The following is a 26,643-nucleotide window of genomic DNA, read 5'->3' as shown; positions in this document are numbered from 1 at the left end:
TCAAACTCCGGTCATGTCCTGGTTCCGGCGTCGGCTCGTCCCGTTGTTCACCGGGCTGCTCGTGCTGGCCCTGGGAGGCTGTGCGCCACGGGCCGAGCGTGCGGGCTGCCCGCGGGCCCAGCAGTTTGGGACGCCCGGTGCCGAGTGGCGGCTGTGCCCGCTGGACACCCTCCCTCACCGGGGCGCTCGCGTCCGCCTCGCCGGGCTGGGCCTGGGTCACACCCTGACCCTCGCCGAACTGCACGCCGCATTGGAACAGGCTCCGGTGCAGGTCCGAGTGGCCTACTTCGCGGCCGGGAAAGTTCGGGGAACTTGGGCCGAACCTCAAGCCCAGCCCGCCTCCGTCGCGCTGGCCGACCTGGAAGAGTGGAGTCGGGCTTCGGCCGCCGACGCCCAGACCTGGACCCGGCGTGCGGCCCGGCAGGTCATCGAGGCTAAGGCCCTGGGGCAGGTTCTGGGCCGCTCCGTTCAACCCGAAGTGGCGGCTCGGCAGCTTGAGACCTTTGCCTCACTGCGGTACGGCGTGTTGAACCTCGTGCGTGAACATCAGGGCTGGCTGGACGCCCGGGACGTGATTCAGGGGAGGCGCGGCTGGGTGTGCAGCTTGCAAGTGGCAGGTACGCCAGAACAATTGGGGGCCTTCGCGCGGCGGATCGGCGCGCCCGGGTTCACCTTCGACCGCGCTGAATTGTTCAATAGCTTGCGTCCGGCCGATCCGCCCGACCTCCGTGCCCGTCTTGCGCGCCAGCCGGGAACACTGGGAAATACCAAACTCTTGCGGCTGGGCCGGGCGGCCTTTCACAATCTGGGTCTGTCATCCCCAGCCCATCAGTGAGGACTGCTGTTGAGGGTCGGGGGAGGTGGAGAGCCGGTGTGGCTGGGGTGGGTCGGTCAGGGGCCGGGTGGGCACGAGGTCGGTGCCGTGACTGAACGCTCCCCGATCCAGAGCTTTTTCAGGTTGATGCGGCCGTACACGTCGGGATGCACGTCGCGGATCAGCGGATGCACGGCGCGGCGCTTGACCCGGTGGTGGGTGAGGTTGACGTGATGCCCGCCCGTCAGGAGGGCTTCCACCCGGTCGAGGATCGCCTCGTACGCCTCGAAGCTCCGGGCGGTGCGGTACCCGTCCAGCGCCCGGTCCACCTCCGCGAGCACCTCCCGGGGCAGCAGGCGGCGGAACAGCAACTCGGGTTGCCGCATCGCCGTCCAGAAGGACAGGTGCTCGTCCGCCCCTGCCACCTCAGCCAGCAGCACGAGGTCGGCATCGTCCGTCCGGTCCGGCGTCGCGGTGAGGGGATACCGGTGAAGTTCCAGGGGCAGACCGTGCCGCGCGGCGCGGGCGACCAACCACTCGCCCTCCGCCACCGGGTCGGGCAGATCAAGGACCCAGAAGCGCAGGGGCGGCCCGCTGTACGCGGCCTCCCGGAGCAGGGCGGCAGCTCGGTCCTCACAACGGTGGCGCGTCGGCTGGAGAGCACTTCGGCGCGGGAAGAAGGACGTCGCGGGCACAAGGGGGTCCTCGCGCCCCGTCTCCCGCCAGAAGGCGGCCACGTCGTGCAGCTCGTACACCGCCGCGCGCAGGGCCGCGTTCCCGGCCGCCGGGCGCTCCCCGTTCCAGATCAGGAACTGCACCCCGACCTCGGCCTGCCACTCGTCTACTGAGGCGGGTGGGGCTCCGTCGACCTGGTAGTGCCCGCCGTGATGGGGCGCGCCCACCCGGTACAGCTCCACCTCGTCGATGAGGGGACGGCCCGCGAAATGCGCGTCGAAGGCGGTGAGGCGAAAGCCGCCCTCCAGCCCGGTCCAGCGAAAGGCCCCGGTCCCCACCGGGCACGTCTCGTCGAAGGGCACGTCGCGCGGCAGGATCAGCGCCTGGGTGTCCGCGAGGCGACGGGGCAAGAAGGCGTCGGGCCGGGTTAGGTGCAGCCGCACGGTGAAGGGTCCAACGGCCTCCACCGCGGTCAGGTTGGGCAGGAACCAGGACGCCCCCTTCTGTACCCGTTTCAGGGTGAACACCACGTCCCCGGCGTCCAGCGTGCGCCCGTGGTGAAAGGCCACGCCCTTGCGGAGGTGAAAGGTCCAGCTCAACCCGTCCGGCGAGAGGCTCCAGTAGTGGGCGAGATGTGGTTGGAGGGTCTGCGTTTCCGGGTCGAAGCGGGTCAGGGGATCGAGGACCTGAGCGAGCAGGTGCGCCTCGGCCGTCGCGCTCGCGTGCAGGGGGTTGAGGCTGGTGAGGTCCCGGGTCAGGACCGTGCGCAGGCGGTCCACCCCGGCGGGCGTGCCGCTCAGCCCGAAGACGCCCCGGGTGGCCTCGGTGAGTACCCACGCGCGCGGGAAGGGCAGCCTGGAAAGCCGGGCGAGACTTCCCGCGTCCCCTGCCCGGGCCAGGTGCTCCGTCAACGCCGCCAGTTCCGCTTGCAGGTCGCCCGTGAAGGACAGCCGCGAGGTGTTCCCCCGCCCCCGGCCCGGCATGTAGCCCAGCCTTCCCTCCCCCTGGAGCCGCGCGAGGTGCCGCTTGGCCGTCTTGGGGCTGCACGACCACCAGCGGGTCAGGTCGTCCAGGGTGACGGCGTGGGACGGGTGACCGTCCTCCCGCTCATGCAGTGCCGCGCGCAACTCCAGGTACGGCCAGTCGGGAAAAGGGGTCATCCGGGTCCCATTCTGCCTCTTTTTCCCCCTTTTCTTTCCCACGACACTGGCGGGCAATGTGGCGCCACCTGCATCCCAACGTCCGTGTCCGTATCGTCAACTCGTTTCTCGCGCGGATGGTGGGCGGGGCCGTGTTTCCGTTCATGGCGATCTACTTCACCGACCACCTCGGCCCGGCGCTCGCAGGGGGTCTCCTCGCCGCCCTCGTCGGCGTGCAGTTCGTGGCGGGCCTGTACGGCGGGGGGCTGGCGGACGCCTGGGGTCGGCGCCGCACTCTGCTCGCCGGGGAATGGCTCAAGCTCGCCGCCTTCCTGGTGCTGCTGGCGGCCAACGTAGTGACGCCCCTGCCGTGGGTCACCTTCGCCGCGCTCGCCCTGATAAACGTGTCGAGCGGGCTGATCAACCCGGCGGCGGAGGCGATGCTGGTGGATGTCAGCACGCCGGATACGCGCACCTTCATGTACGCGGTGAACTACTGGGCGATCAACGCCAGCCTCCTGATCGGCACGCTGCTCGGCGGGTGGCTGTACCGGGACCACTTCCCCACCCTGCTCGCGGGCCTGTGCCTCATGTCGTGCCTCACGCTGTTCCTGGCCTGGTCACGCATGACTGAGACGCTCGGCGGCCCGCGCCCCACCCGCCAGGAGGTCCGGCAGCGGATGGGCCTGGCGCCCCTCGCTCGCAGCTACGCGCAGGTGGTGGGGGACCGGCCCTTCCTGCTCTTCCTGGTCGGCTTCGTCCTGCTGATGACGGTCGAATTTGGGCGGAGCAACTTCATCCCCGTCCATCTCGCCCGGTTCTTTCCTCCGCAGACGGCCCTCGGCGTACAGCTTTCCGGCGTGCAGGCGATGAGCGTCCTGACGGCGGTCAACACAGTGATGATCGTGGCCTTCACCGTGCCGGTTAGTACCTGGGTCAAGGGGCGCGACCTAACCCGGCTGATGGCGGTGGGCTTCGCGCTCTTCGCAGCGGGATTCGCAGTGCTCAACGCCAGCTTGAGCCTGCCGGTCCTGATTGCGGCCAGCATCCTGCTGAGCGTGGGAGAACTGCTGTACGTGCCGACCCGGCAGACCCTGCTCGCAGACCTGGTGCCCGAGGGACGCCGGGGAGCGTACCTGGCCGTGAGCGGGCAGACCTTCACGGTGGGCAAGTGGCTCGCCGCGCTGGGCGTGCCGCTGGGGGCGAGCGTCGGCGGTACGGGCATGGCCCTGGTCACCCTGACGCTCGGGGCGCTGAGCATCCTCCTGAGCCTCGCGGGGCTGCGGGGGTGGGGTGACGGGCAGACGAGAGCCCAGCCGCAACCCCAGGCCAACGATTGAGCCGAGTGCCTCCTCCCTGGTGTGGCCTGGTCAGATGCTTGGCACGGTCACCTGGCCGCTCTTCCGGGCAATCCGGGGGTGGGCGCCGACCTGCATCCAGTATTCCTGAGGCGTACCGCTCGCCACGTCGTAGCGCAGGTACAAGTGGCCCGGCTCGGTCTCGGCGAGGCATTCGTTCACCTCTGCGCGGTGGAGCGTGGGCTGCTTCAGCACCGCGAAGTGGGCGTTTGGTTTCAGGAGCGCCTGGGCGACGTCGGGGAGGGCCTGTTGCCGGGGGGTGGGCGTTCCCGCGCTCCCGTCGGGGCAAAGCACGGTGAGGTCGGTTCCTGTTACGGCCGAGCCTAACGTCTCGGGGCCCGGTAGCCCGCCGCCTGCGCCGCGGCCTCGTTCGCAAAACAAGCGACCCCCTCGTCCGGTTGTCGTTGCTGTCCCCCGTGGGCAGGTGGTAGATGTCCGAGCGGCTGACCTTGACCGGCGCGCTCACCGGGCAATTCCCGTTCGAGCCAGGGGAGGCGGCGCCGCCTCGACCCATTGACGGTGCTGGAGCGCAAAAACCCATGAACTCATGCGACGGGCGAGCGCCGGGAACAACGTTGTTCCCACCCTACCTCCGGCGATTTCTAATAAAACTCTTGCAATCCTCCGGCGTTTTTTATAAAAATCGGGCATGACCAAAAAAGGCAAGGTGGTCCCGATCAGCGAGGCCCAGATGCAGCTGGGGCAGCAGGTCAAGGGCCTGCGCCCGGGAGAGCCGGTAGTGCTCCAGCGGCACGGCAAGCCGGTCGCGGGCCTGGTGTCGGTCGAGGACCTCCAGAACCTCCAGCGCGCCGAGCGGGGCACCTCGGTGCTGATGGCCTTCAACCACGCGGGGGGCGCGGCGAAGACCTCTACCATCCGCGATCTGGGCTACGAACTCGCGCAGCTCGGGTACCGGGTGCTGCTGCTGGACATCGATCCGCAGGCGAACCTCACCAACTGGCTGGGCGTGCTCGACGCGCCGGTTGAGCGCAGCCTGCAACCCGTGCTGGAGGACTACGCGCCGCTGCCCGAGCCCTACCCCGTGCACGGCATGGACCTGATCCCCAGCCACCTCAGCCTGGCACGCACCGACGCCCGACTCCCAGGCTACACGAACGCGGAGGGGCGGCTGCGCGCGGCTATCGAGCAGGTCCGCGGGCAGGGCACCTACGACTTCGTGCTGATCGACCCACCGCCCAGCCTGGGCAAGCTGACCGCGAACGCCGCGAACGCCGCCGACTGGGTGATCGTGCCGGTGCCCGCGCGCTACAAGGGGATCGTCGCCCTCGAGGGCTTGCGCGAGATGCTGGGCGAGTACACGCGCACGAACCCGGGGCTGCGGGTCGCCATGTACCTCGTGACGCAGATGGAGAACACCGCGCACAGCAAGGAGAGCCACGAGGTCTTCCAGCAGGTGCTGGGCGATCAGCTCGCCGGGCCACTCACCTACCGACCCGCCATGTACAACCGCTGCCAGCCGGAGGGCCAGCCCATCGGCGTGAACGCGCCGGACTCCGACGCGCGGCGGGAGATCCAGGGCGTCGTGGCGGCGCTGCTCCAGCGGATCGGGCGGAAGGCCGAATGACGCGGCGCAAGCTGTCGTCAGGGATGCAGGCGGCCCTCCAGCGCACGCAGGCCGTCCATCAGGAGATTCAGAGTCTCCAGCGGGAACGCGCGCCGGTGCAGTACCTGCACGTCGACGAGTTGCGTCCCTCGCGTTTCCAGGCCCGCATGGACTTCACCGGGCTGGACAGCCTGGCGCGGGACATCGAACAGCATGGGGTGCTGGTGCCGCTGCTCGCCCGCCCGGTCGAGGGCGGCGCCGAACTGATGGCCGGGGAGCGGCGCTGGCGGGCCTCCCGCCTGGCGGCCGCCACTGTGCCCGAGCGGGCCTACGTGCCGGTCATGGTCCGGGAGGCCACGGACGAGGAGGCCCGGCTGTTCGGACTGCGCGAGAACCTGGAGCGCGAGGATCTCAACGGCTACGAGGTGGCGAGCGCCGCCCTGGAACTGGCCGCGCTGGGGCTGACCACCACGGCCCAGGACGTGCGCGCCCGCCTCACCCGCCGCAGCGGGGTGGAGCCCGAGGTGGAGGCCGCACTTCAGGATGCCCTGACGGTCCTGGGGCGGGACCTGACCCGGCTGAGCTTCACGAAGCACTACCTGCCGCTGCTGGACCTGCCGGACGCGCTGCGCGAGGCGATCCGGCGCGGCGCGTCCTACAACGCGGTGCGCCTGCTGCGCCGGGCCACGCCGGACCAGCAGGCCGAGTGGCTGCCCCGGATCGAGTCGGGGGAGTGGGGGGTGCGGGACGTCGAGGCGGCCCTGCAGGGGGCCCGGGCGGGCGCCACGGTGCCCCCCTCGGGCGCGGCCCCTACCCTCGCCGAGGAGACGCGCCGGGTCTTCCGGCTGGCCTCGCCCCGCCGCATCGAGCGCCTGGACGCCGGACGGCAAAAGCGGCTCCAGAAGCTGCTGAGGGAAGTTGAGGCTTTGCTCCAGAACGGGGGAGAGTGACGTGCGGATTCCCGCCAGCAAGATCAGGAACACGCCCAAGCCGAGCTTGCGGGGGGACGGCAAGGCACACTACCGCTTCAACGTGGACGGTTCTGCGGGAACGCCCGCGGTCGGGGATGTCGTCGCCTGGCCCGGGGGTGACTGCGTCATCACCAAGATTGAGGTCAAGACCGAGCACGGAACCTGGGTGGTCGCCGAGCGGTGACGGCGGAAGGGAAGAGGGGTCAGACCCATCCGGTCTGACCCCTCTTCCTTCCGACCACTTCTCCGGCTGTCGGCACCTGCCCGGTGCCGGGAGCGACCCAACTTCCGGCAGGGTCGCCTTGATCTGACTGGCCGCGTCGATGGCGTCCGCGCACCACAGCGGGCGGCGGGTGGAGTGGCCGCCGCTCAGGAGGCTCGCGGCGATGCACAACACGAACCAGAAAAGGCCCAGGACCAGCATCACCCCTCTGGGGACCCCGGGCCTCCGGACCCGCACGACGGTCCAGGCAGTGGCCCGGGCACCCAGCAGCGCGCCCGGACGCTGTTGGCGCAGAAGAACCCCACGACGGTGGTCGCGCGGCAGCCTGCCAGGGCCTCCAGACGGGTACCTCATCGCCCAACGCAACGGCTTACGCTCGTAACTGCTTGGTGAGGGGCACCGGCGAGGTGACCTCGCGTGCTTGCTCCGCCCACACTCGGCCTCACCCCAGCGCCCGGGTGCCAGGGAGGGCGACATCCCCTGAACGCCTGGAGTTCAGGGCACCCGGATCGAACCCGTCCTTCTCCCAGTTCACCGGCAAGCCACTTCATGATGAGGCCATCGTCAGCAGCGCCCAGCCGGGGGTTGAGGCATTCCTGGGGCAGCTTCTCCAGCCGCCTGATCGGGACAGGTCACATGGTGCGAACGCCCCGATCGGCCGCACACGCAGGCATGGGGTGGGGGAGAGCAGCGGATGACAGGGCGCCGATGAGAAGGCGCCACCCGGCCCTCCTCACGGCGGGGAGGATCTCATTCCTCGGGCACAACTTCGCCTAGACCTCAACTCGGCCAGCATCAGCGCACGGGCACGTTGGTGAAGCTAGCGCCGCTGACCGTGAGTGAGGGGATCGTCTCGCCCTGGCGGGGCACCCCGTCCACCCGCACGAGGGCCGCCCCGGTGTAGGTCGTGATCTGCCCCTGCCGCTTCCCGGCATTGGTGCTCAGCGTCACGCTCGCCAGGCAGTTGGCGGTGCTGGCGCTCGCCGGCACGCACGACTCCAGGTACACCGTCGCTGGCTTGCCGTTCAGCAGGCCGCGCGCCTGGCGAAACGGCGGCACCCCCGCGTTGCGGATGGCCACGTTCTCGAAGGACTTCCCGGCCACAGTCAGCAACCGGAAGGTGTTCTCCGCCCGGGGGTAGCCCTGAAGTCGGTACACCAGGCGCCCTGGGATCCGGGCGGGGACCCGGACGCTCGCGCTGCCCGCGAACCGCCCCCCGTCGGACACCAGGTTGTTGGTGTAGCTGTTGCCCACGCCGTCCACCGCCAGGACGTCCTCCTGAAAGGTCAGGAAGGTGATCGGATTGTTGTTGCCGATGCGGTCGATTGAGGGCGTGACGGTCAGCTCGCAGTGGATGGCCGTGTCTAGCTGGCGGGTGCAACCCGTGAAGCTGAAGTCAACGGTGGAGTTGGAGAGGCCAGGCACCGTCCAGCGGACCGGGGTCTGGAAGGACTGGGCCGCGGCGACGGGGAGCAGGGCAAGCAGGGTGAGCAGGGGTAGGTGGGCCGTCATGGTGAACTCCTGTGGCTCAGGTCGGGGGCGTCGGCCCCGCCCGAAGCATTCGGGGGCGGACGTCCAGTGGTTGGGGCCTCGCGCCCCTGGGGGGGCTGGGGGAAGGCAGCGGGAGGGTCGGCCACGGCCACCCACGCTAGCGGGGCCGGGGCGCGCGCTCAAGCGGGGATGCGGCCTGCCCGGGTGAGGGCCGCTGCCCCCAGCGGTTGCCTGAGCCCCGCGGATGACGGGCATCAGGGTCAGGGGGAGGCGCCAGGAGCATTAGGGTGCTTATCCTCTCCCTTTCGGCGGCCCGGGTTTCGGGGTTGGTCCCCGCCCCGGCACGGCCGCCCGGCTTCCTGCTCCCGCTCACGCGCGCGAGGGCACTCGCCTGATGCGCGCTGCCCTTCGCCACCTGCTCCAGCTTGGGCTCCCCAGGCTGCTGCTTGGGGTGGCCCTGCCCGCGGCCCTGGGGGGCGCCGCCCTGGCTGGCCCGGGGCTCACCTCGCCGGTGTACCTCGGCCTCCTGGCCGCCGCTGTGGTCTGCACCCTGCTGGCCCTCGCCGGTCCCCCGCGGCTGCGCGCCCGCCTGCTCGGGGCGCTGCCCCTGGCGCACACGCTGCTCCTGCTGGCCGGGTGGCTGGCCTCCCTGTACCTGCTGCCCGCCCATCCCGCCTCGCCGCGGCTGGGCCTGGCCCTCGTGGCGGCCACCACGCTCCTCCCCGCCAGCTTCTTCTGGCTGCACCCGCGCACCGCGACGTGGCGGGCCGGGGTGGCGCTGGGCGGCCTCCTGCTGGCAATGCTGCCGCACGCCGTGGGGACGCTCGGCCAGCCCGGCCCCCTCGACGGGCTGACCCTACCGCTCACCCTGCTGCTCGCGCCGGGGGCGCTGGCCCTGGTGCTGCGGTCGGCGCACGACCAGCTCGCACAGGCCCGGGCACAGGCGCAGGCGCTCGAGGAGCTGGCCCACCGCGATCCACTGACTGGGCTACCCAACCGGCGGGCGCTGGAGCGCGGCCTCGCTCAGGCCGTGCAGGGGGCGGACGAGGGGGTGCTCCTGGCGCTCATCGACGTGGACGGGCTCAAGGGGGTCAACGACACGCTGGGGCACGCGGCGGGCGACGACCTGCTGCGCCGCTTTGGAACGGGCTTTGCCGGGGGCGACCCCGGCCGCGCCTCCCGGCTCGGCGGCGACGAGTTCGCGCTGCTGCTCCAAGGTTCGGAGCTGGAAGCGGCCGGGAGGCTGGTCACGGGGGTGGTCCGGCAGGTGCGCGGGCGGTACCCATCCGCCGGAGCGAGCGTGGGGGTGGCATGCTGGCAGCCGGGGGAGGCGGCGGGCGCCTGGCTGTCGCGAGCTGACCGGAGGATGTACCGCCACAAGGCGCGCACCCGGGGGGAGGGGCCTCTGCCGCGGTAGGTTCTCCCCTGGGCACCTGGCCCGGCTGGTCTCCCCGGTGAAGGTGCATGCCAGCTTGGTCGAGCAGGTAGGACAGCCAAACGGGGCCGCCTGAACACCCGACTTCCCATGCCCCTGACCACATGGGCTGCCGGGCGAGCCGGGTCCCGCTCCATAGTCTGAGCCGCTCTGGCGAACGCAGCAGGTTGAGGCCCGTTCCTCCATCAGGGCTGCTGGGGCATCCGTTGAGGCGCTGTACGCAGATCAGCCCTGTCCCCGCACGCCCGGCTCGCGGTCAGCAGGCGACCACTCAGCACCCGGGTTCCAGGGAGATGTCGCCATCCGGAAGGGACGTGACCAGCCTAAGCTCGCCGCCCAACGCGTGGACGTACACCCGAAGGCTGCTCAGGTACAGGTTCTCTCGGCGCTCCAGCCTGGAGGCGGCCGAGAGCCCGTTCCGCTGTCAGGGTTGCCAGGTCGGGGCGAGAGGCAGCCGTGTGCAGCTTTCCCAGCCAGCGTTCTCTCTGCTGAGCCAGAGCACTTGGATGCTGCCGAGCCCAGTGCTCCCGCTGCTTCCCGGGGCCGAAAAGAGGCACCATGCTCGGGTCCTGTTCATTTGAGGGCTGAAGTGTAGGCCAGATTATTTTAGCTATTTACATAATAAGACACAATAATTTATGCAAGGCATTCGGAGGTTGACCATCCACGAGTCCGAAGCGCCAGCCAACACCCCTGGCGATCTCCAGGGATGCCCTTCGCGCACGAGGTACTTCATTCACTGGGAAGGGGATGCGGATGCAACGCTTCGATTCGACGATCCCGTGAAGGCGCTGCGCTTTGTCGGGTACGTTCTGGAGGAGGCGAGCCCCCCAGAGGTGGTCGAGGTGGTGGGGCTGCCGGAGTTGCGTTGCCGAGCCGCCCAAGCACCGTTTTGGAATAGTGCGTCCCCCCAGCACACCACCTCGCTTGAGCACGAGCGCTTTATCCGCCGTGCTGCGGGCATCCTGCACGCGGCCCTGCCCGACACACAGAAATGCGATCGCCTGCTCACACTGTTCCGCGCGCTCCTGCCCCCTGCCAGCATGGCCGCTCTCCGCCGCCTGCCACCCGAGGTGCTGATCGCGCGGCTGAAGACGGAACTGCCCGGCGACGCACCCCCATCCCTCGCGCAGGCCGTTTCATTCTGACCCGCCCCGGACATGTCCTCGCGACGGTTCAGGAGGTGGACGGCAACGTCGTGGCCCTGCTGGTCCCGGTGACCGGATCGTGGATGATCTCGATGCGGTGGGCCGCCCAGTTGTTCTTGACCTCGTCAAGGTGCGTGATCATCACGATGTAGTCGAAGGTACCGCTGGCGAGCACCGCGTCGAAGATGGACTGCACCTGCCGGCGACGTTCATCGTCCAGGCTGCCGAGCACCTCGTCGAGCACCAGGAACCGGACGCGCCCATCACTTGAGATCGCCTGGGCCCGCTCGGCCAGCGCCAGCCGGATGCACAGCCCCGCCAATGCCTGCTCGCCCCCAGACAACCGGTTGGCCGTGTGGCGCGCGAGGAACTGGTCCCAGTAGAACAGCTTGCCGTCGCCATCGAGTTCCAAGGCGCGGATGGCCTGGCGGGTCGCCTGCCGCATCAGCTCGGTCGCCCGCCTCATCACCTGCGCGGTGTTGACGTTGAAGAAGTGCTCCTGAAACTTGCCCAGGTGCACGTGCAGCCGCTCCTCGCGGACCAGGACGTCGTACTCCCGTTCGACGTCCCGTCGTGCCAGCGCCAACTGAGCGGCCGCGGCGTCAGCCGACGCCAGCGCCTCCTCAGCCTGGGTGACTGCGCCCTCGGCCTCGGCCCCGCGCTTCGCGGCTTGCTGCGAGGCCAGCCTGGCCTCGCTCAGGTGGTGCAGCACAGCCTCGTGCTCCGAGCCGTCGTACCTCACGGCTGACTCTCGCCGTTCGAGGTCAACGACGTCACACCGCGCCACGTCGAGGCGATTGCTGTCCTCCCGCCACTGGGTGAGCAAGGTGGCGACCTGCGCGAACGAGGCGTGGGCAGCCTCGCACCGTTCCGCCTCTTCCCGGACCACCGTCCACCGCCGTTCGAGGTCATCCCCCAAAGCCTCATCGAAAGGAAGTTCGATTCCCCGGTCCAGGCAGGCCACCCGAGCGTCGCGCTCAAGCTCCAGGGCCGCCTGGTGTGCTTCGAGGGCGGAAGCCCGCCGTGCATTTCGAATCTCGTTGGCTTGGCACTGCCCCTGAACGGCCTTTCGCTGGGCCACCGCCGCCTTGCGCTCGCTCGCCCAGTGCTGCTGTTTTGCGACCACCACTTCCCGCTCGCGCCGCAGTTGCTCGGACTCCCCGGGGTACGTGGACTGCAGCCACTCCTCGATGGTCGCCCGGAGCCGGGCCACCGCTTCCCTGCTGAGGGCTTCACCACACGTCGGGCAGCGCTGCGGTTCATCCGTGCGACCCAACGCCAGGAGGGCTGACTTTTGGTCGGCCTTCATCGCTTCCAGCGTGTCGAGGCGCTGCTCGAGCTGGCCGAGGCGCGCAGAATGGGGATCGTCCCCGAACGTTTCGCAGTGCTGCTCGGCTTGAGCAAGCGCCTGCTTGCCGGCCGCCAGGGCCGCGTCCAGCCCGTCGTACTGCTCGAACTCCGACACAGCTTGCACGACGGCACCCGTCGCCTCCGCGAGGCGCCTGGCCACCGCCCGTTCCTCGGCGTGCTGGAGCCTCTCGGCGGTCAGGTGCTCGACCCGACGCGTTGCCGCCTCGTATTGCCTGGCCAGCGGTTCGGCTGCCCTCGCTGCGTCGAGGGCGGCGAGGCGCCCGGCCACCGTGCGCTCAATTTCCTGGACTGTGGCGCGTGCTGCTTGCACGGCGCCGGCGGCGCTGGCTTTCTCGAGCCTGACGACATCGAGGGCCCTGTCCTGGCCCTCAAGGTCTCGGCAGGTTTTCTGGCAATTCTCCTCGTGCGCTTTGGCGAAGGCGAGATCAGTTTGCGCGGCGTCCAACGCATCTGCCTTCGCCGCGCGTCGCTCGTCGTGCGACGCGATGGCCTGGTCAAGGGCACGCATAAAGGCCCCCAGGTTCTCCTGCCTCGTGTGCGGACTGGTCGACCGTCGGAGTGCGGCGGCACGTTGGTCTAGCTCCCCCCCGACGCCGTGCTGCGCCGCCGCGTGAGCAGCCCCCTGCACCTTGGACTGGACTTCGCCGATTTGCGCGTCCACCGCGGCCTTCTGCAGATTGACTGCCGCCTTCACGACGTCCAGTTGCAGCACGTCCTCCAACAGGGCCTTGCGCTGGCCCGGAGCAAGACTGACGAGAACCTGGGTCTCGCCTTGGACGGCAAAGTACACCAATGCGAAGCGTTTGCGATCCAGCCTGCCGAGGTGCTGCCCGAGCACCTGCCGGGCGGACTTGAGGCTGCCGCTGCCGAAGCGCACGAGACGGGTGCCATTCACGTCCACCTGGTGGTGATTACCTCGCACGTGGACGTCCAGCACAAAGCCCTGGCCCTGGAAATTGAAGTTCACCTGATAGGGTTGCTGGCTGCCGTCCGCCTGGGGATTCTCGCCTGATTTCGCGCCGAACAGGGCGTGGAGGATCGCCTCGGTCAACGTGCTCTTGCCCGCGCCGTTCTCGCCGGAGATCACCGTCAGCCCGGGACGGAAACGGACCGTGGTCCGGTCACGGTAGCGCCTGTAATTCTCGACCGACACTTCAAACACAGCGCACCATCCTACAGCTCCTCTTCCGCATGAAGACCGCTGTCCCGTGCCTGTTGGAGCAGGGCGCCGCCCCGCTCGAGGAGCCAGGCCACGTCCTCCCCGGGGTGCGCGTGATCGTCGAGGTAGGCGCTCCACTGGTCCTCCAGCCGGCCCGGGCTCGCGGGCACCTCGCTCTGCAGCACTTCCGGATCGACGACCTCCCATTCCACGTCCAGCAGCAGGCAACGGGCCTGGAGGCCCTTGAGGCGGGTCATGTTCACCGAGGCGCGCAGGTGTGGCGGGCAGCGCCGCACCTTGACCGAGGCGACCGCGCCGTCGGGGACGGCCGACGTGCGCGCGTCCAGCTCGTCGAGCAGCTGGTCGCCGCTCAGGTGCTCACCGTCCACCTCCCCGAGCCGGACGACGGCGCGTCGGCCCGGGTAGGGGAGGCTCGTCACAGCCACGTCGGCCGCCGACGCGGCCGTGACGAGCAGCATCCCGCCCGAGGCGTACGGGTCCCCGGACCGGGCGGGGTGCTCGGGCGCCTCGCCGAAGGTCAGGGCCTCCGCGCTGCCCGCGTAGTACGCCGGGACGTCTGTGAGCGGACGCTCACCGTGGGCATGGCAGTCGCCGAGCGCCGCGTAGGTCCACCCGCGCCGCAGCAGGTCGCTGCTGATCGTGGCGCCCCTGCGGCCAGAGTTGGCCTCTGAAGTTCCATCGTGGCGGCCGTGAGCGAGCAGAATGTTCACGTGGCCCGGCTCCGGTTGGACGCCGTCGTCGCCCGGGTCTGTACTGGCAGGAACGGCGTGCACGACGACGTGGGACCGGAGGCGAGCATTACTCCAGTCGTCACCCCGAATCTGCCGTGGCTGCCCGGATACCACCCACGACCCCAGGGCTTCCAGGAAAGCCGTGGGGCTGCCCTGGGTGACGCGGCTGGGCGTGTCGTGGTTGCCGTCGATGATCACGACGTCAATGCCGACCCCGCGGAGCCGGGCCACGAGGTGGGCGGCGGACGCGACGGCGCGCGGGAGGGGAGTTGACCGGTGGAACAGATCACCTGCCACGAGGACCAGGTCGATGGCGGGCGTCAGGCGAGGGATGGTGTCGGCCATCCAGGCAGCGGCCCGCTCGACATCCACCTCCCGCACGGGCCGTCCGGCCTGCTCTCCCTCGCTCACGAGCAGGGTAGGGGGGCCGGTGAAGCCCAGGTGCAGGTCGGCGATGTGGATGATGCGGATGGGGTCCATGTGGTGGTATGCCCTCCTTGTTCGGGGCCCGGGGCGGCAGGTCAACGGGTGTGCATGATGGACCGCGCCATGCGGCGGGGCAGACGTTGTCCGTCGCGGGGGCGCCCGAGAAGCAGGATGTGGTGTTCATTGCGAAAGCCCTGCAGTGCCATGGAGACGACCTCGTTGCCGGTGTCGAGCGGAAGTTCGCCCTCGAAGTGCACGGCGACGTTCTTGGTGCGGAGGGGGGCGAACAGGGCGGTGGGCAGCCACCGGGGTTTCTTCCACTGGCGGTACCGCTGCCGGAACGGCCCGGACCAGTGGACCGCCACCACCCTGTGCCGGGCGCCGGCAGGACGAACAACCGGGTATCGTTCCACCACCAGAAGGACGGCCCGCTGGTCGTGCCGCTCGACGAACCGGCGCAGTGAAGCGTGCACCGAGGCCTCAAAACGGTTCGCGAGCGCCATCGCGCTCTGCAACTCGAAGGGCAGGTCGCGGGCCTCGCGTTCGAACCAGTCAAGTTGAAACAGGGTCTCGGCGGCAAAGACGTTGGCCTCCCACTCCTCCCGCGCCCGGGTGTCGGGGTCGAGGTTCTGCTCCCCATCCGGGTGCGTGGGGTGCAGGCGCTGCCAGGGGAGCCAGCCGTGACCGACCTCGTGGAGCGTGACGAAGTTACGTCGGCCGGGAACCATCCCCGCCTTCAGGTAGATTCGGCTGTTCGTGCGGTCCAGCAGGCCGGACGTGTGTTCGATGGCCAGGTGAAACACCTCGTCGTCGATCAGCGCCCGGTACTCGCCGGGAGGCAACTGGCCGAGCGAGAAACGGCCCTCGATGGACAGTTTGGCGTGAGCCACACAGGCCACGACGGGGGTGGGCGGCCCATTCACGTCCATCTCGGCGAGAAGTCGGTGGGCCTGTTTGATGACCTGGGCGGGGCTGCGCAAACTACTTGCGGGCGCGCAGGAACTCGAGGTACTCGGCCAGCTTCGCCTCTTCCTCCGCAGTCAGGTTCTTGCTGGACAGAACGGCTCCGACCAGGGTCTTGGGTTCGTTCCCCTGGGGCTCTGCATGTGGCTGCTTCGTGATGTGGCCTGCTGCGTACATGAGTTGGTCGAAGGATACGCCATAGACCTCGGCGAGCGCGTACAACTTGTCGGGGGCGGGGCGGGCGATCTTGCCGTTTTCCACCTGGCTTAAGTAGGCGTTGTGGATGCCCGTCATGGCTTCGACATCCTTGAGGGTCAGCTTCTTCGTGCGGCGGAGCTGTCGGAGCTGCTGCCCGAAGGGGGTGTCTTCTGAATTGGGGTCAGGCATGCGGCCTCCCTTCTCGTCGAGGTACAGGCCGCATTCCCTATGGCTCAGCCTCGACAGCTCAGCATACAGCTTTTCAAAGGATGTAAAGACTTGGGCTAGAACGCCTAACGTAGATTAGACTACACATAGAATATCTAAGAATTAGTAGATTCTTTCCCACGGGGGACCCCGACGTCCCCGACCCAAGGAGGAACCATTATGACCCAGACCAACCCTGATCGCGTGTACATCTTCACCGTCGACGGCCGCGAGATCGAAACCAGCCGCCCCGACCTCACCCCGGTCCAGGTTCGCGAGATGGCAGCCGTGCCCGCCGCCCACGCCCTCATCCTGCGGGGCACCACCCACGACGACGACCGCCGCCTCACCGACACCGACCGAGTCCCCCTCACCCCGGGTGCCGTCGAACACTTCCTCACCCGCGCGCCCGGCGCCCTCGAGGACACCGTCCGCTACCGTGTCCAGATCGACGGCCAGCTCTACGACCGCTTCGAACGCACGGTCACCGGCGCGGGGCTCAAGCGCATCGCCGCCCTGGCACCCGACGTCCAGCTCCACCGTGAACCCAGCCACCTCCCCGTGGGCGACGCCGATGTGGTTGACCTGGGTGGCGCCGGCACCGAGCGCTTCACCAGCCGGGCGGCGCCCGCGCTCCTCATCTCCGTCTGCGCCCCGAACGGCGCCCCCGAGACTTTCCTCTACGATCCCAACGACACCGTCGCCGCCCTCCTGACGCGGGCCGTCGCGAAGTTCGCGGCCGCCGGCCAGCTCAACCCCCAAGAAGTCTTCAACCTCGTGTTCGATGGGCGCGCCCTCGACGGAGCCTCCACCCTCACCGCCGCGGGCGTGCAGGCGGGCGCCGTCCTCTCCCTGCGCTCTGCCCGCGTCCCTGGGGACGGCTGATGCACCCCGCGCTCTCCCGGCAACTCCTTCGCGAGCAGCTCCAGGAGGCCCTCGACACGGAGGGCTTTTTTTCCCCCGAGATGGAACTCGTCGAGGACGTTTCCCCAGACCTCTACATCCGCTTCACGAACCTCCAGGGTCAGGCACGCCTGCTGCACTTCGAGTGCACCGACTACGACTTCCAGGCCATCCAGGTGCGCCCCGTCGATCCCACGACGCGAGAGCCGCTCTCCCCGCACGGCTGGATGACGCGTAACGCCGGCTCCTTCCCTTCACATCAAATGCTCAGTGGACCCTTCCTGTGCCTACAGGGCACACGGGACTACTACACCCACGAGGGCCACCGCCCGAGCGTCACTGGGGAGCGCTGGGAGCTGTGGCGGGCGGAACTCCCCCTCGCCCGACTCCTCCACGCCATCAAGGGCAAGTTCGCGACCGGAGAGTGGGCATGACCGCACCCCGAGACGTACTGCACATCATCCACGAGGCGCTCCTGAGCCGTACGCGCGACTTCCTGTACGAACGAGGCCTGCACGGCTGCGAGGGCATGGCCCTCTGGATCGGCGAACCGGACGGCGAAGACAGCGACCGCGTGAGACTCACGCGCCTCCTCGTGCCGGAGCAGATTTGCACCAAAACCGAGTTCGGCGTGGCGGTCGACATGACCGAACGGGCGCACCTCACTCTCCTCGACCACGTCGCGCCGCACGAGCGGTTGTATGTCCGCGTGCACTCCCATCCCGGCCGCGCCTACCATAGCGAGCGCGACGACGAGAACCTCGTCCTCACCCACCACGGCGCCCTGTCCGTCGTTGTGCCCGACTTCGCCCGGCGCCCCCTGCAGCTCGAGGACTGCGCCATCTACCGCCTCCACCGTGGCCGCGGCTGGCTCCCCCTCGCGCCGAACGAGCTCGCGCGCATTTTCGAGGTGATCCCGTGAACGACCCGCGCCTGTCCTTCCTCGCCGGTACCACGGACCTCGGCGGAGACGTCCTCGCGGACTTGCGCGGCACCGTCGTGCGCGTCCACGTGGGCTTGAGCGCGCTGCGCTCGCCCGCCGGGCAGGTCCTCGCGTATCAATACGCGACGCTCGCCGCGCGTCTCTTCGACCAGGTCGTCCTCGACGGCGACCCCACCGCGCCCGCCCTGAGCGCCGTGCCCATCGTGCGCGGTCCATTCCTGCCCGCCCTCACCGCGCACCTGCCGACCCTGCGCCGTCCCATTCCGGGTCCGAGCACTGGGCGGGAACTGCGTATTGCCATTGGAGATGACGCCCCGGTGGGCGACCTGCATCTCGGGGCGACGGGCTGGGGAGCCCGTGTGTCGCGTCTCGCGCCCCAGCCCGTCGAGGGCGGCAACCACACGCTCGGCGCCCTCGCGGCCGGCACGCTCGGCGCCGCGGAGACGTTCAAGCTCGCCTTCGAGGGGCGCGTGCCTGGCGCGTACATCCAGCCCGAATACACGCTGTCGCTCCTCCATTACGGCCCAATCGACGGGCGCGAGCCCGCGCTGCCTGAGGGCGTCCACGTCGATCTCACCCTCTTCGGGGCCGGCTCCATCGGCATGGGCTATCTGCAGGGCGTGGCTCTCACGCCGCGGCTCACCGGGCGCATCACGGCCGTGGACAACGGCCGCTTCGACGAGCGCAATCCCGTCAAGTACAGCCTGCTCGACGCGGCGAGCGCGGAAGCACATCTTGCAAAAGCCCCGTGGGTCGAGGCGACCCTCCGCCCACTCCTCGGCGACCGCCTCGACGTGCGCGGCGTGGAGGCCACTGCGGCCGGTTACGTCGCGGGGCTCCCAGTCGATTACGTCCTCCCGCTGGCCGTGTCGGCGGTAGATACCTTCGAAGCACGCCTCGAAATCCAGGACGCTCTGCCGGGCTTCCTCCTCAACGCCGGCATTGACGGCACCCTCGTCGAGGTCAGCGCGCACCGCTTCGGCACCGGCGCCTGTCTCGGCTGCCTCGCGATCCGCCAGGAACTCGAAAGCTGGGACGCCGGAACGCTCGCGCAGCGCGTGGGCCTCACACCAGGCCGAACGTTCGCGCTCATCCGCGGGAACGAGGGTCTCACGGGCGAGGACCTTGACGCCATCCGCCGGGTAGCTGTCCTGCCGCCCGACGCCCTGGCGACCCTCGACTCGTATCTCGGTCAACCGCTGCTGTCACTGTGGAACCGCGTCGGGTACGCCGAGAGCGCCGTCCAGGGCTCGGCCGCGCCGGTGAACGTGTCGTCCGCGTTCGTCTCCGCGTTCGCGGGCCTGCTGCTGCTCGCCGAGACGCTGAAGTTCGCCGTCCCCCAACTCCGCGGGTTCATCGTCGACTCGTCGTACCGGCAGCAATTGCTGGGGGTGCCAGCTGGGGACGTGCTGCGCTATCAGCGGGACACTACCGGCGCGTGCCTGTGCCACTCCGGTTTCCGGCAGCGCATGCACACACAGAAGTACCCGAACGGGGACGCCGTGGCGGCTCCCCACAACTCCTGATATCGGACACCTCCCGCCCTCCCCCGCGCGCTCCCAGGACCCGAGGGTCGCGGGTGGTATGCCAGGTCGGGGCCCGCTCCACCAGAAGGGCGTCCGGGTTGGGGTAGGCCGTGACGGCGGCGGACTGCCCGGTGGCCCCGCACCACCTCCACGTTCAGGGGGTAAGTGCGGAGGGCTGGCCGCCAGGGTCAGACCGACTCGCCGAGGACCTCCTCCAGGGCCTTGATCAGGTCTTCCTGGCCACGGGCGGCGGCCATCAGCCGGTCCACGGCCGCCCCGTCCACGGTCTCCAACCTGGACAGGGCCTCGCTGCGGGGTGCGCGGCCCAGCTTCACCCGCAGGATTGAGCGGATCATGCCCAGGGACTCCTCGCGGCTGAGCGGCAGCAGCACCGGCGGCGGCCCGGGCTGAACCCTCGCCCCGGCCCGGGTGGGGGTGCCGTTGGCCCCGCCCAGCCGGGCGTCGTACTTCTCGGGATGGGGCGAACGGCGTCCACCACCGTCGCGGCAAGCGACCTCGGCCGGATGCGCTCGGGGTGATCGGCGACGAGGGCCTCGGCCACCGGGCGGCTGACATTCATCTCGGTCAGCCGCCGGACCAGCTCGGGGTCCACCTCCCCCTCGAACTCGTACCGGATGCGCGCACCCTCGCCGGAGCCCTCGTAGGACACGTCGCGCAGGTACTCGGCCGCGATCAGGTGCACGTGGGCGCCGTCCGGGGTCCGCCTGATGTTGTTGGGCCGCTGGCCGCTCAGCCCGGTCGCCTCCCGCCAGGCCGCCATAGGGAAACGCCCCAAAGTGCCAGAGGTTGGTCTCGAAACTTCCCCCGAAGAGCCAAGGGGCTGGACTGGGCCGGGCACTTCAGCTCAGTGGCTGACCTGATCCTTGCGCTGGGCGAGCACCCGCAGGTCGTACCCCACGATGAGGTCAATCCTGAAGCGGCTTGTCCCATGTGTCCCGGACCGACCCGTCACGGTGATGCCCGTCCAGCAGGGTGCTGTTCAGCGCTTGACTTCCGGGGAATGCAGCGGGATGTCGCCGTCCGGGAAGGACGCGACCAGCTTGAGTTCGCCGCCCAGCGCGTGGATGTACGCCCGAAGGCTGCTGAGATACATGTCCTCGCGGCGCTCCAACCTGGAAACGGCCGCCTGCTCGACGTCCAGATTCCGGGCGACGTCCACCTGTGTCAGCCCACGGGCCTGGCGCAGTTCCTGAAGCTGCAACTCGACGAGCAGGGCCTCCGTGCGCGCTGCTGTACGCGTCTGGGCCTCCGGGGACATCCTCGCCCGCAGGTCACTCCACTTCTTAGCCATCGATCAACCCCTCCCTTCTCAGCGTCTCCAGGTGCCCGTCGTACAGCGTATCGGCGATGGGAACGGACTCGTCGTACCAGCGGCTGTTCCCGGTCTTGTCGCCGCCAATCAGCAAGATGGCCGACCGACGTGGATCGAAGGCGTAGAGGATGCGGTAGGGGCGCCCTGCGTGCTGGACGCGCAACTCACGCATGTGCGGGTGCCGGGACTGTGAGATGCCGCTGCTGTGGGGAAACTCGAGGTGAGGTCCCCGCGCCTCCAGCAGGCCGACCGAGGCAGCGACGGACTCCTGCTCCGCCTCGGACAACCCCTCCCACCACCCCTCGAGCTCGTCGGTGTACTCCACCTCCCACATCGACCAGAGTATTACACATCTGTAATATTCTAGCAAGACGATATGAGGCGAGGGACACCCGCTGGGGCGGCCCGTCGGCCTCGGCACACGAGCGCGGAGGGGGAGAGGAATCAAAGGGGAGACGGGAACTCGGCGTGAAGGGCAGGGACCTTACCCGCGCGTCCTCCAGCCCTCGCGGCAGACCTCAGTCCAGGAACCCGCGCAGGGTGGCGAGCTTGTCCTCGTTCCGGGCCAGTGCACGCGCCAGGGCGCGGTGCATCGCCCAGCCGTCGGCACCCCCAATGATGGCCTGCCGCACCTCCTCGCACAGCGCGGGGGTGAGGTCCCGCTTGCGGAAGTACACGTTCAGCCTCCGCAGGGTCTCCTCCACCTGGAACTCCGGCGGCAGGGAGCGGTAGAGCCGCTCCTCGTCCTGCTCCCTAGTCAAGATCTCCTGCTCGACGTCCGGCACGCGCGGCTCCACACGTGCCGGCCGCGCCGTGACGGCCTTGGGGCTGACGAACGTCTCCGGCTGGGTGTAGTGCTCCAGACGGCGGATGACGTCCACCACCAGCCCGGGGAAGTTCCGCGAGGGGGCGCTGGTCTGGGCGATGTGGCGGGCCAGGGCGAGGCCCTCCTCCACCCGCTCCGGGAACTCCCGCGCCAGCTTCTCTGCCATCACCCGGCTGACCTTCACACCCAGCAGCAGCTGCACCAGGTAGGGATCGGCGTCGCGGGCCGCGCTGCCGAACACGTAGGTGATGGTCTGCCGCTTGCCGCGCCCATCGTACCGGACTTCCGCCAGGAAGCCCGCGCCCAGCAGCTCGTCATGCATGCGGTCCAGGTTGCGGCGGATCTTGTCCGGGCGGTCGGAGGTGATGCGGCAGTGCTCGGCCCATTCCATCAGCGAGAACTCGAGCGACTGCACGCGCTGCTCGGGCTGCTCGGGCCGGTAGCGGTGCCCGTCCAGGACCCGGTACATCGCCCGGGCCGTCGGCTGCTCGAGCTTCTGCATGATCTTCATGTCCGGCAGGCGCGTGTAGCCCGCGCGCATGTTGTCGGCGATCTGCGCGTTGAGCCGGATCCGCAGCGGACCGTCGGCGTCGAGGGTCACGTCGCCGCCGAGATCCTCGCTCGACCGGAAGACCAGCTCCTCGAGCATGCGGAAGGTCTTGCCGGTGAAGCGCCACCGCCGGCCCCTCGCGTCGAACCAGCCGTCGTGGATGAGGTAGCTCGTGAGGTAGAGGCGGCGCAGGCTCTCGCGCAGCTTGCCGTAGTTGCGGCCGTTCGTGTCGAGCCGGGCCGCTTTCAGCAGGCCGTAGGGCGTCGTGGTGACGCAGTTGTCCTCGGGCAGGCCCGCCTCGGCGAAGAGGGTCTGGATGGAGAGCACCACGTCCGAGTCCAGCCCGTGCGGAATACCCTCTGGGGCGATGCACTCGACATGGTAGGCGCGCTCGCCCTGAACGATGCGGCTCTCCCAGCGCGTCTGCGTGGCGTCCACATCGCGCTGCAGGCTGACCAGGCTGAGCCGGGCCAGGTTCAATTCGTCCGAGAACGGCCGAAGTTCCAACTTTCTGCTCGCCATAGGCCTCCTGCTGATGGGCCAGTGTAATGGGCGATGCGCCCTCTTCTCAAGGAGCCTGGCGCTGCGAAGCACTTGTTTGCTGTCTCTTTTAATGATGTTTTAAAAGATTGTTTTAGATACCTGTTGAACAACAACAAGGGAACGCCATATTCACCCATGACCACATGTTATGCAGTCCATATTCCCCCAAACGCCCGAGGATTGGAGGGGGAAACGCGACCAAACGCCCGACACTTTTGCCGCAGGACCCCCCCGAACGCCCGAGTCGGGGGGAGCAAAGCAGGGCCGAATGCCCCCAAGCGCCCGATAGAATCCCCCCAAACGCCCGATAGGGCATTCGGGCCAATCCCCCCCAACGCCCGATACCGTGTCGCCACAATCCCCCCAAACGCCCGAGAGCAGGGCGCCCGAATGCTCCCAAACGCCCGACACCTGGGTGCAGAATTCAAAACTACGTCCCAGACGATGTTTTAGGACGCAACGCCCCCAAACGCCCGATAGCTGTCCATAAGAATCCCCCCAAACGCCCGAGCGTATCGTGTGGGCCTGCCGGTGTTTTGACCAGCCGGTTGAGGTCCGTTTCCGGTTTCAGGTGTGCAAAGAGGGCACGCCCGGCCCCCGGGAAGGTGCTTCTTAGGGTGTCCGGCTGGGACGACCCCTGGTAAACCCCCCCAAACGCCCGTTATCGTCGGCCACTGACGGGGGCACAGTTGCCCTCGCAGCGCGGGTTCCGAGCCCACGAAACCGGACCGAATGCCCGCTCGATGTTCGCCCGGCCTGCCCCCGACGTTCAGTGGCTGAGCCGGCCCTCGCGCCGGGCGAGCACCCGCAGGGCGTAGCCCACCGCCGCGAGCACGGTCGCCGTCGTCGCCCCACCCTCCAGCCCCAGGTACGCCGCCGAGTGCAGCGCGTGGTAGGCGACCGCGAGCGGGTCGTCCCGGGTGGCGGCGAGCTTGCCGTACCAGTCCTCGCCCAGCGCCCGCAGGTCCGTCCCCCCGTGCCCGGCCATCACTGCGATGTCCCGCGCGTTGCGCTCCACCTGCTCGGCAAAGGAGAGCAGCAGCTCGCGGGTGGGCCGCTCCTCGCCCAGTGTGGAGGCAAACTCCACGGCGGCGACCACCTGCAGGGTGAGCGCGATGCAGGTCTCGAAGGACTGGCGGTTGGCCGGGTGATCGAGCGGGGAGCGGGGCACGGCCGTCATGCCCCCAGGCTGGGTGCAGGGCAGGCAGCGCGTCAAGTCGGTCAGCCCACGAGGATGATGTGGGGCAAGCGGAGTTCACCCAGATGAGCCGAACTCGCAAGCAGGGAATGTCGTTCTGGGACCGGCCACCCTTCGAGCTCGACAGACCGGCGCCGCCACTCCACCCGGGACAGGGTTTGACGTCCTGTCCGCTGCCCGGCTGTCCCGCCGGGGGTGCTGGGCTGACCACCGTCCGCTGGATGCGGCACACTTCACCGGGAAGCTCACGGTTCGTGAGTGCCGGAGAGGCCCTCGGTCCCCCTTCCCGGCGGGAGGCGGTATGAACACGCGCCTGTGGTTGACGGTGTGCGGCCTGACCTGGCTGGGCTCCCCGGCCGTGGCCCAGACGGAGAGTTTCGCGATCCGGGCGCGGTGCCCGGCCGTGCAAGAAACCCGCGTGGCCTCGCCGGAGGCGGGCGTGTCCCGCTTCCGGAGGACGGGCACCCCCACGCTGGTCTTCACGGTGAACTCCCGAGTGCGGGAGTTCACCGTACAGGCCGAGCGCCCCGGCGGCCTGCAACTTGTGGGGGCTTCCCGGCTCGTGTCCGTGTATCGCCTGGACGACCTGTTCCTCGGGCAGGCCGTGACGCCTGTGCCCGGCGGCCAGGACTTCCTGTCGTACAGCTTCACCCTGTCCCCAGGCCGCGCGGGCTTTACTGCCGTGAACGGGGTGGGAACCGTCTTGTACCGCGGGAGTTGCCGGTATGACTGGGGGTACGCTTGAAGCGCTGCTCCAACACCACTTCGGGGGCACGCCCGGCGCCCGCGCCGTTCAACAGGTCGAGGTGCCCTGACCTCACCCATGATCGACCTTCGAAGTGAATTCGGCCCGGGGGCGAGGAACGGGTGGCTGGGCTCAGGCGCCTTGCCCGCGTGCAAACCGGTGCCCCTGGCCAGCTCATCACGACCCGCCCGCTGCCGCGCGAGCGGTTGCGGGACACACGGCAGGTGGGGGCCAGTTCCACGCGCTCGAGGGGAAGAAGGTCAAGCGGGGCTGGTGCTTCGAGCTGACGCCGGTCGAGGTCATGCTGGGCCTAGGTGTCAGTGACCGTGACCGCCAGACCGCCACATCGGCTGCTCAGGGGAGCGTCACTCCCAGCGGGCCGGAGGTGCGTGCACCAGCATGCACAGGACTTCGCCGATGCCGACCTTGACGCCGAGGCCCAGCCGCTCGCCACCCAGCTCGGCGTGAGTGAAAGCGCCGCCCGGTGGGCCCTGCTCGACCTGCTGGAGCGCCTCAACCACGACACGCTGCGCATAGCCGTGCAAGAACGCTGCTGAGATGCTGGCCCTGACCCCTGCCTGGGGGCTGCACGCCGGATACGGTGCTCTCTGTCATGGCCCATTGGTGAAGTGCGAGCGGACCGTTCGGCTGCCGAACACCGCTCCATGCGGGAAGTCCTCAGGGCTGGTTGCCCCAGCGGGCCGTGATGAACCAACCCTGATCCGCCACGGTGTCGGGTTCCATGGTGATGCGGGCGTTCATGGTGGCAGCCTCATAGGTGTGGTCGCCGCGCTGGTCAAACTTGAGATCGGCATCGAGCTGCTCCTTGAGGTACGTCTCCACCATGGAGGGGTTCATCATGATGCGCCCCGAGCAGGAACTGAAGCCGCAGCTGCCGTACTGGTCTATCTCCGCGTTCAGCACCGTCCGCAGGAGGTTGTCTGCCTGCAGGCGGCCAGTCACTTCCTGCTCGTGCCACTTCTTTTTCAGGGCCTCCAGGGTCGTCCAGTACCAGCCCGTGTTGTCCACCCGCGGGTCGATCGCGCCCACGTCGGGGATCTCAAACACAGAGTTGCCTGTTCCCACCCAGGACACCTCGACGGCATTGCCCTTCTGATCGACGATGGCGTCGGGGAGGTCGGATTGCCCGTCACGGAAGTAACCGGTGAAGCCCGGACTGACCTTCTGGAAGGCCGCCACGAGGTCACGCGCGGGGGTGCTGCTGAAGTAGGAACAGGGTTCGTGGGTAGCGCAGTTGCCCCGCACCAGATCCGGGACGTAGGTCAGCAGGGTGTTTTCCTTGAATTCAGCCAGGGGTGGCTTGCAGCCTGTCACCCCCAGGGTCATGATCGTGCCTATCGCTATCCGCTTCAACGTGTGCATGAGATGAGAATGGCACACCCTGTGCAGCGGCGGAACGGAAAATTCGCCAGGGCCACGGCGAGAAGCTGGGCTTGGATCCGGTCACGCCAGGTGCGAGCACGCGATGGCTGCACCGCTCGCCCATAGCGCAAGCCCGGGAACGGCGAGGCGCGGTGCCATCCAGGAATCTGAACCCCGGGGTGCTCCTGAGCAAGGTGGTGCCACCAGCTCCCCAAGCGGCGGAAGCGGCGCTCGGGGGGCGCGCCTTCCCATGATCGTCCTCCCCACCTAGCCCCCGGAGAACGTCGCGTGGATCAAAGCCAGGGGGGTGACCTGTTCTCCCGGCGGTAAGACTTGGTTCGCCCCGGCCCTGCGACACCACCTGAGGGCGCTCCCGCCCACCCTGTTCTTCGAGCCCTTCGCGGGCGGCGCGGCGCTCACCGCCACGGTCCTCGACCACACGTCCGCCCGGGTCTGGCTGAACGAACCCGACCCCGCCGTCGTCCCGTCCACCGGGTGGTGTTCAGTGGCTGCGCGCCGCAGCTCGCTCGGCGTCTCCTGTACCTTGACCTCACGCCCAACCGGGGACGAGGGTGCTGCACGCCGCGCCCCGGACGGACCTCGACAGCGCCTTCCAGACCATCCTAAAAACCGCTTGAACCGCGGCGGCCTCCTCACCCCCGGGGCGGGCCTCGTTAACCTCGACGAGAACGGGCGCGGGCTGCGGCAGCGCTGGTACCCCGAGACGCTCGCCAGGCGCATCGCCGTCCTCGCCGCCCACCAGCACCGGGTCACCGTCCCCTGGACGACGCCCTGGGCA

The 26,643-nt window shown here is 69.0% G+C and carries 27 protein-coding genes; 13 read left to right on the top strand and 14 right to left on the bottom strand.

Annotated elements, in window-relative coordinates:
- Positions 1–13: 13 nt before the first annotated feature.
- The gene (locus tag IC605_RS15465) at positions 14–835 is read left to right on the top strand and encodes a hypothetical protein (protein WP_216326088.1); all 822 of its coding nucleotides are present in this window, start codon (positions 14–16) and stop codon (positions 833–835) included.
- A gap of 56 nt (positions 836–891) precedes the next feature.
- Here the strand turns inward: IC605_RS15465 and IC605_RS15460 are convergent, their stop codons facing one another.
- Entirely contained in the window at positions 892–2,649 is a 1,758-nt protein-coding gene (locus IC605_RS15460; RefSeq protein ID WP_216326085.1) for an ABC transporter substrate-binding protein, read from the bottom strand.
- A gap of 56 nt (positions 2,650–2,705) precedes the next feature.
- On the opposite strand from IC605_RS15460, the gene IC605_RS15455 reads away from it, so the two are divergent.
- Positions 2,706–3,968 (top strand): MDR family MFS transporter, encoded by a 1,263-nt coding sequence (locus IC605_RS15455; protein WP_216326081.1) that lies wholly within the window; start codon positions 2,706–2,708, stop codon positions 3,966–3,968.
- Between the two features lie 30 nt (positions 3,969–3,998).
- On the opposite strand, the gene IC605_RS15450 is transcribed toward IC605_RS15455, so the two are convergent.
- Positions 3,999–4,280 (bottom strand): hypothetical protein, encoded by a 282-nt coding sequence (locus IC605_RS15450; RefSeq protein WP_216326078.1) that lies wholly within the window; start codon positions 4,278–4,280, stop codon positions 3,999–4,001.
- Positions 4,281–4,635: 355 nt separating this feature from the next.
- Here IC605_RS15450 and IC605_RS15445 point away from each other — a divergent pair, with 355 nt between their 5' ends.
- The 3 genes from IC605_RS15445 to IC605_RS15435 are packed head-to-tail and all read left to right on the top strand — an operon-like array spanning position 4,636 to position 6,705.
- Positions 4,636–5,571: a type II toxin-antitoxin system prevent-host-death family antitoxin gene (locus tag IC605_RS15445; protein ID WP_216326075.1), complete on the top strand. Its 936-nt coding sequence runs from the start codon at positions 4,636–4,638 to the stop codon at positions 5,569–5,571.
- Complete coding sequence (locus tag IC605_RS15440) at positions 5,568–6,500, top strand: ParB/RepB/Spo0J family partition protein (protein WP_216326073.1); 933 nt, start codon at positions 5,568–5,570, stop codon at positions 6,498–6,500. The genes IC605_RS15445 and IC605_RS15440 overlap by 4 nt, the downstream gene beginning before the upstream one ends.
- A 1-nt stretch (position 6,501) precedes the next feature.
- Entirely contained in the window at positions 6,502–6,705 is a 204-nt protein-coding gene (locus IC605_RS15435; RefSeq protein ID WP_216326071.1) for a hypothetical protein, read from the top strand.
- 834 nt (positions 6,706–7,539) lie between these two features.
- Here the strand turns inward: IC605_RS15435 and IC605_RS15430 are convergent.
- Complete coding sequence (locus tag IC605_RS15430) at positions 7,540–8,256, bottom strand: hypothetical protein (protein ID WP_216326069.1); 717 nt, start codon at positions 8,254–8,256, stop codon at positions 7,540–7,542.
- Positions 8,257–8,629: 373 nt separating this feature from the next.
- On the opposite strand from IC605_RS15430, the gene IC605_RS15425 reads away from it, so the two are divergent.
- Entirely contained in the window at positions 8,630–9,652 is a 1,023-nt protein-coding gene (locus tag IC605_RS15425) for a GGDEF domain-containing protein (RefSeq protein ID WP_216326067.1), read from the top strand.
- A gap of 674 nt (positions 9,653–10,326) precedes the next feature.
- A complete protein-coding gene (locus tag IC605_RS15420; RefSeq protein ID WP_216326064.1) occupies positions 10,327–10,818 on the top strand; it encodes a hypothetical protein in 492 nt (163 codons plus the stop codon).
- A gap of 28 nt (positions 10,819–10,846) precedes the next feature.
- Here the strand turns inward: IC605_RS15420 and IC605_RS15415 are convergent, their stop codons facing one another.
- The 4 genes from IC605_RS15415 to IC605_RS15400 are packed head-to-tail and all read right to left on the bottom strand — an operon-like array spanning position 10,847 to position 15,876.
- The gene (locus IC605_RS15415; RefSeq protein WP_216326062.1) at positions 10,847–13,351 is read right to left on the bottom strand and encodes an AAA family ATPase; all 2,505 of its coding nucleotides are present in this window, start codon (positions 13,349–13,351) and stop codon (positions 10,847–10,849) included.
- An 11-nt stretch (positions 13,352–13,362) separates the two neighbouring features.
- Positions 13,363–14,580: a metallophosphoesterase family protein gene (locus tag IC605_RS15410; RefSeq protein ID WP_216326059.1), complete on the bottom strand. Its 1,218-nt coding sequence runs from the start codon at positions 14,578–14,580 to the stop codon at positions 13,363–13,365.
- Between the two features lie 41 nt (positions 14,581–14,621).
- On the bottom strand, positions 14,622–15,506 hold the full coding sequence (locus IC605_RS15405; protein WP_216326057.1) for an ImmA/IrrE family metallo-endopeptidase: 885 nt from the start codon (positions 15,504–15,506) through the stop codon (positions 14,622–14,624).
- A gap of 1 nt (position 15,507) precedes the next feature.
- Positions 15,508–15,876 (bottom strand): helix-turn-helix domain-containing protein, encoded by a 369-nt coding sequence (locus IC605_RS15400; RefSeq protein WP_216326054.1) that lies wholly within the window; start codon positions 15,874–15,876, stop codon positions 15,508–15,510.
- Positions 15,877–16,074: 198 nt separating this feature from the next.
- Here IC605_RS15400 and IC605_RS15395 point away from each other — a divergent pair, with 198 nt between their 5' ends.
- From IC605_RS15395 to IC605_RS15380, 4 genes are read left to right on the top strand one after another with little or no spacing between them, the layout of a single operon-like run.
- A complete protein-coding gene (locus tag IC605_RS15395) occupies positions 16,075–16,779 on the top strand; it encodes a ubiquitin family protein (protein ID WP_216326052.1) in 705 nt (234 codons plus the stop codon).
- Positions 16,779–17,231: a hypothetical protein gene (locus IC605_RS15390; protein WP_216326051.1), complete on the top strand. Its 453-nt coding sequence runs from the start codon at positions 16,779–16,781 to the stop codon at positions 17,229–17,231. Before IC605_RS15395 ends, IC605_RS15390 begins: the two co-directional genes overlap by 1 nt.
- Positions 17,228–17,719: a Mov34/MPN/PAD-1 family protein gene (locus IC605_RS15385; RefSeq protein WP_216326049.1), complete on the top strand. Its 492-nt coding sequence runs from the start codon at positions 17,228–17,230 to the stop codon at positions 17,717–17,719. The genes IC605_RS15390 and IC605_RS15385 overlap by 4 nt, the downstream gene beginning before the upstream one ends.
- The gene (locus IC605_RS15380) at positions 17,716–19,266 is read left to right on the top strand and encodes a ThiF family adenylyltransferase (RefSeq protein ID WP_216326047.1); all 1,551 of its coding nucleotides are present in this window, start codon (positions 17,716–17,718) and stop codon (positions 19,264–19,266) included. The genes IC605_RS15385 and IC605_RS15380 overlap by 4 nt, the downstream gene beginning before the upstream one ends.
- Positions 19,267–19,454: 188 nt before the next feature.
- On the opposite strand, the gene IC605_RS15375 is transcribed toward IC605_RS15380, so the two are convergent.
- From IC605_RS15375 to IC605_RS15350, 6 genes are all read right to left on the bottom strand, one after another.
- The gene (locus IC605_RS15375) at positions 19,455–19,622 is read right to left on the bottom strand and encodes a hypothetical protein (RefSeq protein ID WP_216326045.1); all 168 of its coding nucleotides are present in this window, start codon (positions 19,620–19,622) and stop codon (positions 19,455–19,457) included.
- On the bottom strand, positions 19,619–20,047 hold the full coding sequence (locus IC605_RS15370; RefSeq protein WP_216326043.1) for a hypothetical protein: 429 nt from the start codon (positions 20,045–20,047) through the stop codon (positions 19,619–19,621). Before IC605_RS15370 ends, IC605_RS15375 begins: the two co-directional genes overlap by 4 nt.
- A gap of 219 nt (positions 20,048–20,266) precedes the next feature.
- Positions 20,267–20,578 carry a helix-turn-helix domain-containing protein gene (locus IC605_RS15365; protein ID WP_216326041.1) on the bottom strand — a complete coding sequence of 104 codons (312 nt, stop codon included), beginning with the start codon at positions 20,576–20,578 and terminating at the stop codon, positions 20,267–20,269.
- The gene (locus IC605_RS15360) at positions 20,571–20,933 is read right to left on the bottom strand and encodes a type II toxin-antitoxin system RelE/ParE family toxin (RefSeq protein ID WP_216326039.1); all 363 of its coding nucleotides are present in this window, start codon (positions 20,931–20,933) and stop codon (positions 20,571–20,573) included. The genes IC605_RS15365 and IC605_RS15360 overlap by 8 nt, the downstream gene beginning before the upstream one ends.
- 184 nt (positions 20,934–21,117) lie before the next feature.
- Positions 21,118–22,497, bottom strand: a complete 1,380-nt coding sequence (locus IC605_RS15355) for a replication initiator protein A (RefSeq protein WP_216326037.1) — start codon at positions 22,495–22,497, stop codon at positions 21,118–21,120.
- A gap of 790 nt (positions 22,498–23,287) precedes the next feature.
- Positions 23,288–23,698 (bottom strand): hypothetical protein, encoded by a 411-nt coding sequence (locus IC605_RS15350; RefSeq protein ID WP_216326035.1) that lies wholly within the window; start codon positions 23,696–23,698, stop codon positions 23,288–23,290.
- Between the two features lie 319 nt (positions 23,699–24,017).
- On the opposite strand from IC605_RS15350, the gene IC605_RS15345 reads away from it, so the two are divergent.
- On the top strand, positions 24,018–24,461 hold the full coding sequence (locus IC605_RS15345; protein WP_216326033.1) for a hypothetical protein: 444 nt from the start codon (positions 24,018–24,020) through the stop codon (positions 24,459–24,461).
- A 389-nt stretch (positions 24,462–24,850) separates the two neighbouring features.
- On the top strand, positions 24,851–25,018 hold the full coding sequence (locus tag IC605_RS15340) for a hypothetical protein (protein ID WP_216326031.1): 168 nt from the start codon (positions 24,851–24,853) through the stop codon (positions 25,016–25,018).
- Between the two features lie 121 nt (positions 25,019–25,139).
- Here the strand turns inward: IC605_RS15340 and IC605_RS15335 are convergent, their stop codons facing one another.
- Positions 25,140–25,844 carry a hypothetical protein gene (locus IC605_RS15335; RefSeq protein ID WP_216326029.1) on the bottom strand — a complete coding sequence of 235 codons (705 nt, stop codon included), beginning with the start codon at positions 25,842–25,844 and terminating at the stop codon, positions 25,140–25,142.
- Between the last annotated feature and the right edge of the window lie 799 nt (positions 25,845–26,643).

Origin of the sequence: Deinococcus aestuarii, from assembly GCF_018863415.1 — a bacterium.
GTDB lineage: Bacteria > Deinococcota > Deinococci > Deinococcales > Deinococcaceae > Deinococcus > Deinococcus aestuarii.
This window is presented reverse-complemented; position numbering and strand designations above follow the sequence as displayed.